Below are 13,312 nucleotides of genomic sequence, written 5' to 3' on the forward strand. Positions count from 1 at the left end.
ACTTTACGCGGATGCGTTGTCCATGACGATGTCATGATCTTGCCACTCACCGAAGGTGTGTGCCGAACCACTCGATAGCGGCGCTGCTGGCCAGTTCGAACTCGTCGATGTACGGCGCGAAGTGTCCGCCGGGCAACAATTGCAGCTTTTTGGGTTCCAGTGCTTGTTCATAGGCGGCCAGTTGGGCGTCGGTCGGCGTCATCGTGTCCTGCTTGGCTGCGACCATCAGCAATGGAGTCGGGGAGACGCGGCTGATGTAGCTGCCTGGTTCGTACATCCGGATCATGCGGCCGGACCGGAGCGTGACCAAGTTTTTCGGAGCGGTAACGCCTGGAATCTCGGCTTTGTAGACAGCCTCGATTTCGGCGTCGTGCCAGAGTGCCTCAACGGCAGGGTCCTTGTCGGCGACCGCGATCACGCGGGGCGCCGCGCCCTGAACCTGGGCGCGTTCGTCGCCGTTGTACCACTCTTCCATCGCGGCGTGATCCTCCGGCAGGACGCGGCGCAAGTAGTCCTGATGCCCGGAGATGAAGGGAGCGTTGGCAACGACAGCTTTCAAACGCCGGTCCGTCGCGCCGAGCACGAGCGCGTGCCCGCCCGAATAACTGGTTCCCCACAGGCCGATCCGATCGGCATCCACTTCCGGGCGCGACTCCAGGTAGGAGATGACCCGGCGCCAGTCCGCGATCTGCTGCCACGGATTGACGTCATAGCGAGGTTCTCCCGTACTGGCACCGAATCCGCGGTGATCGTGCAGGATCGTGACGAATCCGGCTTCGGTGAACGCGGTGGCGAACTCCGGCAGCAGCGCGTCCTTGATACCAGCGAAGCCGATGCACATCGTCACAGTGGGCAGCGGCTTCGTCGCGTTGTCCGGGATGTACAGCCAGGCGCTCAGAACCGCGCCCTCTGCGGGGATTTCAACGTCGATACGAGTAACCATAGTCTGTTTCCTTTGCGGAGTGCGATTTCAGTGGGTTGTAGGAAGGTCGTCGGCGGCGCAGTGGACGCCAAGGTCGAACTCGACATGGCCGGCTTGCCCAAGACCACGCCGCTCCATCTCGGTCACCCGCGCCGCGGTACTCGGCCGAACCGCAGAGGCTTGGAAAGCGTCGATCATCGGCCAGATTTCCGCGTCATCGGGATTGCTCGCCACGTCAACGAATTCCTTGATCTCGGCGATCGCGCGCTTGTCGAACCGGGCGATCCGCCGTGCGAGGGTGTCGACGAACTCGTCTAGTTCCGCATCCGGAAGTGCGCGGTTGACGTACCCGTACAGCTCGGCTTGGGCGCCGGTGAAGTCGTGTCCGGACAGGACGATCTCAAGCGCCCGGCCACGGCCGAGCAGCCGTGGCAGCCTCGCCATCGGGCCGCCAGCCGGCACAAGGCCGAACGCGACTTCGGGCTGGCCGAGCCTGGCGTGATCACGTGCGGCGAACCGCATGTCGCAGGCCAGCACGAACTCGCTGCCCGCGCCGCGGGCCCGCCCGTTGATGGCGGCGATCGTGGCCACCGGCAGGCGGCTGAGGCGGTTGAGCACATCCAGCCACGGGTGCGTGCCCGCAGGGTACTTCCTGCCGAACGCACTGGTGTCCCAGTGCGCGAGGAAGTAGTCCGGGTTCGCGCTGTCGAACACGACCACGCGCACATCCGGGTCCTGCTCGAGCCGGGTGACCAGGTCGATGAGCGCACTGACGGTGTCGTAGTCGATCAGGTTGATCGGGGCGTGGTCGAACGTCGCCCGCACGTAGCCAGGGGCCGGCTGGTCGACCTTGATGTGTGAAGTGGCCATGGACTCGACGGTAACATCTGACTTTAGATGTTGTAATCAGCCATGGCAGCAAGACGCCATTGAGCGGACGAAATATCCAATTATATGGCGGTTTGATAGGTTGTAAGTTGCAACTCACGTATGCTCTGACTGAGAGTCGAGGTCCTGCGAAAGGGGGCGTGATGTCGACAGGAGCTCCGGCCGGGGACGAACCGGCGTGCTCGATCGAGCGCAGCCTCGAAGTGCTTGGCGAGCGGTGGACCTTTCTCATCCTCCGCGAGATATTCGCGGGCAGGCACAAGTTCGCGGACATCCGCGCCGCGCTCAGGGTCGCGCCGAACCTGCTCAGTGCGCGACTGAAGTCCCTTGTGTCCGCTGGAGTGTTGCGGACGATGACCTATCAGGAGCCGGGCAGCAGGCATCGGCAGAGCTATCACCTGACGCAGGCCGGTCAGGACCTGCGTATCGTGCTGGCCGCGTTGCAGCAGTGGGGCGACATTCACCGCCCGCGATCAGTCGGCCCTTCCGGTGTGCGGCGAACGAAATCCACGGATGAACCTGTGCGGGTCGGGTTCGTGACGGACAATGGCGGCGAAGTGCCCGCGTCGGATGTGAGCTTCCTGCTCAACAAGTGATCGCGCTTGCGCCGCACCACAAGAAAACCAGGGTGACCAAGACCGCCAGCACCTACGGCACGATCTTCCACGACAAGAACGACAACTACGGTGTCGACGAGGGTGAAGCGGTTGGCAAAACGCGGGTCGGCCTCCGGGATGTGATCACCGGCCGCGTGACCGCCTACGCCACGAGTGATGCCGCAGGGCGCCTCGATTTCACCAACGTGCCCGTGGGCCGCTACGCACCGCAGGTCTTCGGTCCATGGACGCCGCGCGACGACTGGCACATCGAAGTCGCGGCTGAGCCGTATCTTGTCCCGTTCGGAAGTTTGCGGGTCGTGCCTCGCCACAGCTGATTGAGACCGAGCCCACTGGCCTTGTCCAAGGTCAGCGGGCTTTTTCGTGCGTTGGGGGTGTGCTGTGCACACTACTGCGCAGTGCGTGGTAGTGTTCCTTGCGTAAGACTGGAGGGCGCGGTGGAGATCAGTCAGCTGCTCAAGGGTGTGCTCGATCTTGCCGTCCTCGCGGTACTCCGCGACGAGGACGGCTACGGCTACGACGTTCTGAGACGACTCAGGGCAGCAGGCCTCGACGAGGTGGGGGATGCGTCGGTGTACGGAACATTGCGCAGGCTGTACAAGGCAGGCCTGCTCACGTCCTATGTGGTGCCAAGCGAGGAAGGACCGCATCGCAAGTATTACAGCCTGAACGAGCCGGGCAGGTTGCGGCTCGCGGATTCCGGCAAGACCTGGCTGAGCTTCGCGTCGACGATGAACTCGCTCTTGGGAGAGGCAGCATGACAGACAAGCCGACCGCCGTGCGGGTTTATCTGGCGCGGGTCCGGACTTCGCTCGCCGACCTGCCCGCGAGCGAGGTCGAGGAGATCCTCGACGATGTCCGGCCGCACCTGGCCGATGTGGAGCTGGAACTCGGGCCGGACGCGCGGATCGACGCGATGATCGAACGGCTCGGCACGCCGGAGAGCTACGCCGCGGAGCTGCGTGCGTCCGGTGGTTACCCGCCTGCCTCGGAAGCGGCCAAGACCTACGCGGCATCTGGGCTCGTACGACCGCGGATCGCGTTGTGGGGCCTGGTGATCAGCGCTCTCGGATGTGGCGTGGTTGCCTTCGTCGCAGCCGTCAACCTCGAAGCGGATGCATTGCTTGCCTTGGCGTTGCCGCTGCCGATCTTCATCGCCAGCCTTGCGTTGTTGCTGACGAACGGTGTGGAGTCGGTACTGGCTCTGCCGGAGATGAAATGGCTGTCCGAGACCGTGGATCGGGCACGGGAGAAGGACGGCCCCGGCAAGGTGATCCGGTTCCTCGAATCGATGAAGCCTGCCTGGTGGGTTGTGTGCGCGGCGGTGCTCGTCGCGTTCGGGTTGATGCTGATGCTGCGACACCGCCAGGCCGTGCTTCTGCTGCCATTGCTGGCTGCGATTGGTGTTGCTGCAGTGTGGGCCGGGCAACGGGTTCGCGGTGACCGGCGTCTACTGTGGATGGTCGTGCCGGTGTCCATGTTCGCGGTCGGTGGGATGCTCGGCGGGTTCGGCGCCACCGCGGACCTGATCGGAAGCCGTACGTCGTACCCGACCGCGACGTCCAACTATTATTCGTCGTCTGACTCCTACGGCACCAAGCAGTTGACCTACGGCGGCAACACAGTGGAGAACATCTACGCGTTCGACGCGGAAGGCGAACCGCTGACGGACGTCTACCTCTACGACGAGCAGGGCAGGCCGATCACGCTCACCCGTTTCGGCTGCCGGGATACGAACGTCTCCCGCGAGAAGGTTGGCGAGGACAACCGGTTCCCGCGCCCGCAGATCGAGCGGACCGAGCAGCCGTTCACCGATGGCGAGGGCCGCGCAGCCGGTTACCGGACGAAGTGCCGTGAAAACAAGGAAGTTCCCTTCAGCGCGGCGATTCCCAAGATCCCAGCGCCTTCCGCGACACCATCGCCTACTCCTTCGTCGCAGCCGTCGACGCCGGTGCCCTCGTCGACTTCGACGAGCACACCACCGGCGAGTCCGACGCCGACGAAGTGAGGACGTGGACACCAGGAGCGGCAATCGGGGGCCGCTCCTGGTGTCCACACGGATGGGCTCTTGAACAGGCTTTACCGGCGGCTTAGCCTGAGGGAGGTTTCAGCTGCCGAGTGCTCACCGCGGAGCCTGCGATGATCGGACGATTCCTCGCGGAGGCGGGCGCTGCACCAGATCGCCGAAAACCCTGACATAGCCGGGAATCTGCACGCCGAAATCGACTCCGCACTCGCAGGTCGACCCGTCCAGCTCGCCGATTTCGCGCAACTTCCGTACACCCGCGCGGTGATCAATGAGGTTCTGCGCTGCTACCCGGTGTCGTTGGTCATGCGGCGCGCTCGCATCACGACACATCTCCGTGACGTGGAACGGAAACGTCCGACCATAGACTGCCCGCGTGACGATCACGATCCGACCAGCGTCCGAAGTGGACTTGCCAGCACTCCTTGCGCTGTACGCCGAACTGCATCCGGCCGACCCCACACTGTCCACTGAGGTGGCGCTGGACACTTGGCGTGCCATCGAGGCCCAAGCCGGGCGCGCGATCCTCGTTGCCGAATCCGACGGTGTCGTCGTCGGGACAATCGATTGCACGACCCTGCCGAACCTGACCCGTGGCGGACGGCCGTTCATGCTGGTCGAGAACGTCGTGGTCACCGAGGGACTCCGCCGATCGGGTATTGGTGTGGCTCTGGTGACGGCGGCGATCGCCTTGGCCAAAGAGACGCAGTGCTACAAGATCCAGCTGCTGTCACGGGCCAGTCGTACAGCGGCACACGCCTTTTATGAGTCGCTGGGCTTCCGTACCGTCGCTCAGGGATACCGTCTGTACTTCGATTGAGCATTTCTCACTCTTCGTGATCGCTTGCAGTCGGCGGCGCGGGGCCGTACGGTCGAACAAGACAGACCAACACTGAGAGCTAGTCGTTGAGCCCACAGCCGGCTTCTCTCGCCGCCGCTGCGGATTTTTGTGTTCGGGTCGGGCCGACGCCGTTTTCCTCCCGGGTGCACGACTTCGTGGTTGCCCTTTCATCAAGGAGCACCCGATGAGCACCGACATCATGACCGTGTCCACCAGCCATGACGGTGGTATAGCCGTCGTGCACGTCGCCGGTGAAGTGGACATGTCCTCAGTCGCACCCTTCGCCGACGCCGTGCGCGACGCGTTGGCGGAGCGACCCACTGGCCTTGTCATCGACCTGCTTGAGGTCACGTTCTGCGGCTCGCCGGGACTGCACGTCCTGGTCGAAGCCCGGGACGGCGCCACAACCAGCGACATCGAGATGTGCGTCGTCGCCGTGAAAGCACCGGTGCTGCGACCGCTGGACATCAGCGGGCTCACGCCGCTGTTCCACATGCGCCAATCAGTGCCCGACGCGGTGAAGGAACTCGCTGCTTGATTCTGGAATGCTCCTGTCATGGAGAACATCTCGCGCAAGGTTGCGCGGCTGGGGCAGGTGCACTGGTTGTTCGGCAACGTCTACGAAGCTGCGGTGGACGTGCCGCGCCTGCTCACGGACGCCCGATCGAACCGGCCGCCGAAGCTGCTTGGCGCCGGAAGCCCGTTGCGCTACTACCTTCCAGCACCCGCAACCCTTGCCGCCACCGCGATCACGCTGGTCAACAGCTGGCGGTCCGGTGGGGACAAACGCGTCATCGTCGCCGCCGCGGCGAGCACGGCGTCGGCCACCGCCCTGACGGCCTATCTCGTCCGGACCGTCGTTCTTCAGCTCCTGCACAGCAATGAGCCGCTGAGCGCGACGGAAACCCGCGCGCTCCTGCGGACTTGGCATCGGGGGAACCTGGTTCGCTTGCTGGCTCTGGCCATCGCGATGTGGGCGCTGCGTCAGGATTCACGCCGGTCCTCGGTTCCCATCAGCACGGACGAGGTTGATCGTTGTGGCAGAGATCGATGACGTCCGTCGGCTGAGACTGCGCACGGTCTGGGGAATGGACGACCTGACCGAGCTGACCCATCATCGGGCCGGTCCGGACTTGGCGACAGCGGCCGTCCGACGTTTGCGCCTCCGGTCACGGTTGTTCACCGTGACCGGCTTGTTGCTGCTGATCGGCTTCAGCCTGGGCGCGGCCCTGATCGAGCGCGAGGCGAACGAGCTGCTGCCGGGCTGGTGGCGGGTTGACGGCACTGTCGTTGACACCGGGCCCGGGTTCATCGATGTCAGGTGCGTGGTCGACGGCGTGGAACAGGTTGTGCCCGCCAAGCTGACGGGCAGCAGCCCCAACTACGAGATCGGCGATCCCGTCACCCTCGTGTACGACCCCGATGCCCCCAGGTACCAAGCCGACGATCCGCCGAACGCGTCCTTCCTGACCGCTGCCACGATGATTTCCAGCCTGGTCGGCGGCGTGTTCCTGTTGTCGGGTGGCCTGATCGCAGGCGGCCGGTGGAACCGGCGGATGCGTTCGGTGCGCAAGCAGGGCTGGCGGTCCGGTCGAGCCTTGGTCCGCCAGCGCCTGCGTGGCCGCATTGTCCTGACGATCAAATTTCCGGATGGTGACGTCCTGACAGCGGTGACCGTCCGGCCGGTCATCCTGCCGCTGCCGATGGGTTTGACCGCGAGCGACGTGTACGTCGGCGGTCAGGGGAGCGCGTTGTCCATCATGTTCCTGACCGGCCCGTTCGTGGTTGCCGCGAAGCCTGTCAGTGAGTGAACAGCGACATCGTGCGCGTGTACTGCCACTCAGCCTGCTCGACACCTGAGCACTCGCCGCTGTGCACTCCGGGGCAATCCCCGCGCGAAAATAACGCCACGCAGCCAACATTATGATCGAATGACGTTCAACAAAACCTGCCCGAAGATGTAAGAACCCGTGCCCTTGAACACCCGGATGGCGGGACAGGCGACATTCCGGTTCGTGATGGACGGAAACCCCGGCCCGGTGATCACCATCAACTCACCCGGCTACCAAACGCTGGACGCGGGCACGTTCACCCTCGACGCGAACTCCTACCACCCGGTCAGGCTCGAATTCCTCACTGGAAGCATGAACATCGACTACTGGACGAACTGATCATTCCCTAGCGAGATGATCACGCAACCGCGCGTGCCGGAATTGGTACACGCCACCGTTCTGACGCAACACCCCACGCTGATGCGCGTCTTCCAGGAAAGGAATCAGCCGCCACGGCAGATGTCCACGCAGCGCCAACCACATCCGGCTGAGCACGAACGTGCCCCAAGCCCGGGACAAAACGCTGATGCACGCGACGGAAAGCCCAAAGATAGTCCCGAAAGCGATGCCGACACCCACACCAGAGACGTTCGGATACACGGGCCCGAAAATGAGCCCACCGGCAACACCACTGGCGAAACCGTAAGCCAGCACGCCAATCCAGCCGAACCAGACGGCGCCGATGGCCGCGCCCGCCACAGCCCCACCGAGCGCGCTGATCACAATGTCAATCGTGCCAACGGTATGCCCCGCGGTTTCCAACGTCGGCACGCCCACGGCCATCCCGCCAGGGAAAGTCAACGCGAGCGCGAACGCGAGCCCCAGAACAAGCGCGGCGATGCGGTCTTGACGCAAGACAACCCGAGGGCTGGAGACCTCGTCCACCTCCGCCGGAGTGCCAAGCCAAACCCGAATCCCGACCGCAAGGCCGATCGCCACACCAACCCCGGCCACGATCGGCTTCGGCAGACCCATGCCGAGGCCCAGCGCGACGCCGATCACCGCGCCCGCGGCGAACCGGGCGAAAAATCGCGGCCACGACCCGCGAAAACGCAGCTCAACGCGTACAGGACTCGTGCGCGGCGCCACCCAGAACACCAGCGCGCCCGCTAGCCCGAAAGCCACCGCGTACGAACCGCCGTAAAGCGTCCACTCAGGCCGATCCGAGCCAAGGCCGCCAGCGACGGCCCCGGCGAGTCCGAACGCGACAGCCGAGGCGAGCCCAACCAGCAGGGTCCGAGCCGGGCGTGAGACCGCGCGCAGCAGCTCCCACCAGGCGATGTCGTGCGAGTCCGACCGGTTGAGCTGACGGGCCAGGAACCGCAGCCAGGTCTGTGCCTGCTCTGGCGGGTATTGCCGCAGAGCGGCCTCCGGTGGCGCGGGCTGCGAGGTGTAGGCGGTCGGGATGAACGCCTCAAGCAGGTGGTCCTCGATCGCTGCACGCGTCGGGAACCTCGCCTCGTCCAGCAACTCCGCGGGATCGGTGGTCGTCGCGGTGTAGACCGTGCGCGCGAGTGTGACCATCAATGGGCTGGTCAACGCCTGCGCCAGCGGCAGTTCGGGTCGAAGCTGGTCGAGCACCGGCTGCCAACGCTTCCTCGCGGGCGGCCCGGCGCTGAGCAGGAATGCGGTCGCGTCGGCTGGCTGGACCGGCTCGATCTCCACGACCGTCGCCTTGGTCAGCAGCACGCCGCCGCGGGCGACCGCTGCCTCGTATTCGGTGGTCCGGCAGGTCAACACCAGGTCGCCGCTGACGTGATCGAGCGCGTTGATCGCGTCGGCGTGCAGGGCTTCGGGCATCTCGTCGAGACCGTCGAGGATCAGCGTGATCCGGCCATCCGACACCAGGCGAGCAGCTTCGCCGCCCAGCGCCGGGTACTCCTCGGTCAACCGCCTGGCCAGCCACGAATGCACGTGCTCAGTGCGCGGATCCCAGCTCGACGCGGTCAGCAGCACCGGCACGGGATCGCCTGCGCGCGTGCGTTCCAGCAAAGCGAGCGTGAGCAGCAACGCCAGCACGGTCTTGCCCGCGCCAGGCTCGCCGAGGACCACCATTTGCCGGGACGGCGACGTGCGGAAAGTCCGTACCAGCTGGGTGAAGTCCCCGCGCGCCGCCGACACGGGCTCCTCGGCCGCGACCGGGCGGCCCGTGATCGACCACCGCACGCTCAGCGGATTCGGCCGCCGCAACGATCCGGCTTCCTTGGTCCACTGCCGATGCACCATCTCCGCGAGTTCACGGGCGGCCCGATCCGGAACCGGCGGCTCGCTCGGCACGAGCGTCGGATCTCCGGCGAGAATCCGCTGGTGCAGCGCCTGCAGCGCGGGCCCGGGGTCGGTGCCGAGCTCTTCAGCGAGGTACTGGCGCGTCTGCCGGAAGTGGTTCAACGCGTCCGCCTGGCGCCCGCTCTGGAACAACGCGAGCATCACCTGCCCGGCGAGCCGCTCGTCGAACGGTTGCTTGCGCGCCTCGCTCAGCAGCGGCCCGACGAGTTCCGAGTGGCGGCCGACCCGGAGCAGGACATCGGTGCGGTCGAGTTCGGCGGTCCGTCGCTCGTGCTCGTACGAGTCACGCATGGAGTTGATCCATGGCGTGTCCAGGCCCGCGAACGGTTCCCCGCGCCACAGCTCCATAGCCTGGTCGAACAGGTCGAGCGCGGTCTCGTCGTCCCCGGCTGACCGGGCTTGCGCGAGCAGCTCACGGAACCGGTGCATGTCGATCGACTGCTCGTCGACAACGAGTGCGTAACCACCCGAGCGCCGCACGATCTCGGCGTCGCTGCCGAGCGCCCGCCGCAGCCGGGTCAGGTAGCTCTGCAACGTTCCGCGCGCGCTGTGCGGCAGGCCTTCGTCCCACACGCGGTCGAGCAGCACGTCGGTCGACACGGGGTTGTTCGCCTCGATCAGCAGGACCGCCAGCACGCATCGCTGCCGCGCGTGGCCGATGTCGACCGGCTGGCCCGATGCGCTCACCTCGACGCCACCGAGCAGGCGAAATTCCACTGCCGACCCCCTTCACCTGCGGATTCAATGGTGATTCAAGAATTGTCCCTGCCCCGTGGTGCACCCTTTCACGTGAGGCGGGCCGCTGGTGCGGGGGGCCGCCTTGACTGGGGGATCCACTGGGGGGTGGAAGGGGCCGCGGGAGCAGCACGACGCTCCCGTCGGCGCCTGCCAAGCTCTTACTCTCGCGCGTTGGACCTGGATTCACCGAAGATCTTGGTGGGTTGGTCGTGTCGTGGACGGGCAGATGCCCTCTGACTTGGGACGATTGTTCTTATGACAGAAACATATCGGTCCGAGTGAGAGGGCATCTGCTGAGTGAAAGCATCGCATACGCGTGGCGCGGTGTCGGTGAGGTTCGACGATCCGGGGTTGGTGTCGCACGCGGGTGTGGTGGCGGTGATGCGGCTGGCCGAGGACGCGGGGTTGTCGGATCTGGCCGGTGAGCTGGTGCGGCTGGGTGGTTCGGTGGGGGCGAACGCGGGCGCGAAGATCAGCTCGATCGTGGCCGGGATGGCCGCGGGCGCGGACTCGATCAGTGATCTGGACCTGGTGCGGCATGGTGGGATGGCGGGGTTGTTCAGCGGGATCCGCGCATCGTCCACTGTGGGCACGTTTCTGCGCTGGTTCAGCATGGGTCATGTCGCTCAGCTGGAGAAACTCTCCGCCCGGCTGCTGGCCCGCTTGGCGGAGCTGACGCCGCTGCTGGCGGGGGCCGACCGGTTGGGGTTGCTGGATCTGGACTCGAAAATCAGCCAGGTCTACGGGCGGGGCAAAGACGGGGCCGCGTTCGGCTATACCGGGGTGTTGGGGTTGAACACGCTGGCCGCGACCCTGACCACAGCGGCGGGCAGGCCGGTGATCGTGGCGACCCGGTTACGGGGCGGCAACGCCGATACCCGCCGCGCGGTGAGCTCGCTGGCCCGCCGCGCGCTGGGCACCGCCCGCGCCGCGGGCGCGACCGGGCCGCTGCTGGTACGCGGCGATTCCGGGTTCTATGTCGGGGAATTGATCACGATGCTGGTGCGGGAGGGGGTCTGGTTCTCCATCACCGCCCCACAACATTCCGCGATCCGGGAGGCGATCGACGCGATCACCGAGCACGCCTGGCAGCAGCACACCTACCGCGACCCGGTCCTCGACCCGCACACCGGACAGCTGATCCACACCGCCCAGATCGCCGAGACCAGCCATACCGCGTTCACCAACCCGACCGTCAATCCCGGCCAGAAAACCACCGCCCGGCTACTGGTCCGCCGGACCCGGATCACCACCCGCGACGAGCAGGGCGAGTTGTTCCCAGCCTGGCGCTACCACGCGGTGTTCACCAACCTCCCACCCACCACCACCAGGCCCGCCACCACCGAGCCCGACACCACCGAGCCCGACACGGCCGGCTTCGACACGGCCACCGCCTGGCGTCTGCACGACCAACGCAGTGGCGCGATCGAACACGTCTTCGCCGAACTCGCGGCCGGCCCGCTGGCCCACTTCCCGTCCGGACTGTTCGCCGCCAACGCCGCCTGGCTGTCCCTGGCCGCCCTGACCCACAACCTCCTGCGCGCCACCGCCTGCCTGGCCGGCCCTGCCCACGCCCGAACACGGCTGACCACCCTGCGCCGCCGGTTGATCACCATCGCCGCCCGCGTCACCCGCACCGCCCGCCACATCACCCTGCGACTACCACAAGACTGGCCCTGGGCCACCGACTTCACCCACCTGTTCACCACCATCCACGCCCCACCCCACCCCGCCTGAACCCCTAACCACCCGCCTGACCAGGCCCAACCCGAAAGACCACAGTGGAAAAGCTGGGCAGACCAGCAACTCCCACACGACCACACCACACACCACCAGCCCACCACCACAACCACCCACCACCACGACCACAACCCAAGATCAACGGTGAATCCAGGTTGAACGCCGTGAAGGTGGCCTTCGCGGCATCTCGTCCTGTCACAGGTGGGACACATGTGACACCTGAATACAGATGAGACTGTGGCGGCGACTCATTGGTCCACAGTAGACGCAGCGCGTGGGTGACCCCGGTTCGCGACAGGCAGGGACCCGCATCGCCAAGGTATCTCTCTTTGTCCACGAGCTGGCGCGTGTCCACCATTCCTTCCCGGTGAGTCACACTGCTCGACTCGCTCTCAGCCCGGCTGGGTGCCGCTGTGCGCCGCGAGCGTTCAACTCACCACAAGGAATGGTGGACACGCGCGCTATCGCGAGGTACCCATTCGCTTCGCTCCGGAGCCCGGCCACAGCCAGCGGGAGGTGGGTATAGCCGGGTGGGCTCGCACAAGATGGGCATCCCCGAAGCTCGCAGGAGGTGGGCAACCCCCCCGAAACAACCCGATCAGGGTTTGCGGGCGACGCCTGTCATCAGCAGGTAGTCGCCGTCCACACGGTCGGTGGTCAACGGGCCGTCTGGCCACCATTCGAAGGGGTGGACCAGGCCGGGCTCGACGATCTCGGTGCCCTTGAAGAAGGACTCGATCTGCTCCCTCGTCCGGAACACGCACGTGTCCATCAGGGCCATGAACCTGGCTTGGACTTCTTTGGCCAGCTCGGCCCGGGAGCTGCCGTCGGCTGGGTCGAACAGGTGTGAGATCGCGATGTACGAGCCCGAAGGCAAGGCGTCGATGTACTTCGCCATCACGCCCGCGGGGTCGTCTTTGTCGGCCACGTGGTGCAGCGTGTTGCACTGGATCAGCGCCAGCGGGCGGGTCCAGTCCAGGTAGCGGGAGACGATCGGGTCTTGCAGGATCTCTTCGGGTTCCCGCAGGTCACCGACGACGAAGTGGGTGCGGTCGTTCTCCTCCAGCAGCGCGCGTCCGTGGGCGGCGACCATGGGGTCGTTGTCGACGTAGACGACCTGGGCCTCGGGGTTCAGGCGCTGTACCGCTTGGTGGGTGTTTTCCGCCGTTGGCAGGCCGGAACCGAGGTCGAGGAATTGGTCGATACCAGCGCCGCCTGCCAGGAAACGAGCCGCCCTGATCAGCCAGTACCTGGCTTCTCGACCTGTTCTGGCCGACTCGGGGGCGATCTGCAGAATCTGCTGGTAAACCTGCCGGTCGACCTCGTAGTGGTCTTTACCACCGAGGAAGGCGTCGTAGACGCGGGCGATGCTCGGGGTCGTCGGATCGATCTCGGGCAGGCTTTTCGACATGGCTCAAGGTT

General features: G+C 65.7%; 15 protein-coding genes. 11 read left to right on the forward strand and 4 right to left on the reverse strand.

The window, feature by feature from the left end:
* Nucleotides 1–46 precede the first annotated feature (46 nt).
* Together LWC34_RS06735 and LWC34_RS06740 are read right to left on the reverse strand one after the other, a co-directional pair.
* Nucleotides 47–943 carry an alpha/beta hydrolase gene (locus LWC34_RS06735; protein WP_233723725.1) on the reverse strand — a complete coding sequence of 299 codons (897 nt, stop codon included), beginning with the start codon at nt 941–943 and terminating at the stop codon, nt 47–49.
* A 27-nt stretch (nt 944–970) separates the two neighbouring features.
* Nucleotides 971–1,792, reverse strand: coding sequence for an enoyl-CoA hydratase/isomerase family protein (locus tag LWC34_RS06740; RefSeq protein ID WP_233723727.1), 822 nt, complete (start codon nt 1,790–1,792; stop codon nt 971–973).
* A gap of 161 nt (nt 1,793–1,953) precedes the next feature.
* Between LWC34_RS06740 and LWC34_RS06745 the strand changes: the two genes are divergently transcribed.
* The 10 genes from LWC34_RS06745 to LWC34_RS06785 all read left to right on the forward strand — a co-directional run bounded on the left by LWC34_RS06745 (nt 1,954) and on the right by LWC34_RS06785 (nt 7,465).
* Nucleotides 1,954–2,406, forward strand: coding sequence for a winged helix-turn-helix transcriptional regulator (locus tag LWC34_RS06745; RefSeq protein WP_233723729.1), 453 nt, complete (start codon nt 1,954–1,956; stop codon nt 2,404–2,406).
* 32 nt (nt 2,407–2,438) lie between these two features.
* Entirely contained in the window at nt 2,439–2,744 is a 306-nt protein-coding gene (locus LWC34_RS06750; RefSeq protein ID WP_250109435.1) for a hypothetical protein, read from the forward strand.
* Nucleotides 2,745–2,864: 120 nt separating this feature from the next.
* Nucleotides 2,865–3,188 (forward strand): PadR family transcriptional regulator, encoded by a 324-nt coding sequence (locus LWC34_RS06755; RefSeq protein WP_233723733.1) that lies wholly within the window; start codon nt 2,865–2,867, stop codon nt 3,186–3,188.
* The gene (locus LWC34_RS06760; protein ID WP_233723735.1) at nt 3,185–4,435 is read left to right on the forward strand and encodes a DUF1700 domain-containing protein; all 1,251 of its coding nucleotides are present in this window, start codon (nt 3,185–3,187) and stop codon (nt 4,433–4,435) included. Before LWC34_RS06755 ends, LWC34_RS06760 begins: the two co-directional genes overlap by 4 nt.
* Before the next feature lie 171 nt (nt 4,436–4,606).
* A complete protein-coding gene (locus tag LWC34_RS58720; RefSeq protein ID WP_372496521.1) occupies nt 4,607–4,927 on the forward strand; it encodes a cytochrome P450 in 321 nt (106 codons plus the stop codon).
* Entirely contained in the window at nt 4,830–5,273 is a 444-nt protein-coding gene (locus LWC34_RS06765) for a GNAT family N-acetyltransferase (protein ID WP_233723737.1), read from the forward strand. The genes LWC34_RS58720 and LWC34_RS06765 overlap by 98 nt, the downstream gene beginning before the upstream one ends.
* A gap of 205 nt (nt 5,274–5,478) precedes the next feature.
* Nucleotides 5,479–5,832 carry an STAS domain-containing protein gene (locus LWC34_RS06770; RefSeq protein ID WP_233723739.1) on the forward strand — a complete coding sequence of 118 codons (354 nt, stop codon included), beginning with the start codon at nt 5,479–5,481 and terminating at the stop codon, nt 5,830–5,832.
* Between the two features lie 18 nt (nt 5,833–5,850).
* Nucleotides 5,851–6,348 carry a DUF1772 domain-containing protein gene (locus tag LWC34_RS06775; RefSeq protein ID WP_233723748.1) on the forward strand — a complete coding sequence of 166 codons (498 nt, stop codon included), beginning with the start codon at nt 5,851–5,853 and terminating at the stop codon, nt 6,346–6,348.
* Nucleotides 6,332–7,105 carry a DUF3592 domain-containing protein gene (locus LWC34_RS06780; RefSeq protein WP_233723750.1) on the forward strand — a complete coding sequence of 258 codons (774 nt, stop codon included), beginning with the start codon at nt 6,332–6,334 and terminating at the stop codon, nt 7,103–7,105. Before LWC34_RS06775 ends, LWC34_RS06780 begins: the two co-directional genes overlap by 17 nt.
* Nucleotides 7,106–7,264: 159 nt before the next feature.
* Nucleotides 7,265–7,465 (forward strand): carbohydrate-binding domain-containing protein, encoded by a 201-nt coding sequence (locus LWC34_RS06785; protein WP_233723752.1) that lies wholly within the window; start codon nt 7,265–7,267, stop codon nt 7,463–7,465.
* Here LWC34_RS06785 and LWC34_RS06790 read toward each other — a convergent pair whose 3' ends face one another.
* Nucleotides 7,466–10,129: an AfsR/SARP family transcriptional regulator gene (locus tag LWC34_RS06790; RefSeq protein ID WP_233723754.1), complete on the reverse strand. Its 2,664-nt coding sequence runs from the start codon at nt 10,127–10,129 to the stop codon at nt 7,466–7,468. It abuts the gene before it with no gap.
* 318 nt (nt 10,130–10,447) lie between these two features.
* On the opposite strand from LWC34_RS06790, the gene LWC34_RS06795 reads away from it, so the two are divergent.
* Nucleotides 10,448–11,887, forward strand: coding sequence for an IS1380 family transposase (locus LWC34_RS06795; protein WP_233723756.1), 1,440 nt, complete (start codon nt 10,448–10,450; stop codon nt 11,885–11,887).
* A gap of 601 nt (nt 11,888–12,488) precedes the next feature.
* Here the strand turns inward: LWC34_RS06795 and LWC34_RS06800 are convergent.
* Nucleotides 12,489–13,301, reverse strand: coding sequence for an SAM-dependent methyltransferase (locus LWC34_RS06800; protein WP_233723758.1), 813 nt, complete (start codon nt 13,299–13,301; stop codon nt 12,489–12,491).
* Between the last annotated feature and the right edge of the window lie 11 nt (nt 13,302–13,312).

Origin of the sequence: Kibdelosporangium philippinense (genome assembly GCF_021390435.2) — a bacterium.
Classification (GTDB): Bacteria; Actinomycetota; Actinomycetes; order Mycobacteriales; family Pseudonocardiaceae; genus Kibdelosporangium; species Kibdelosporangium philippinense.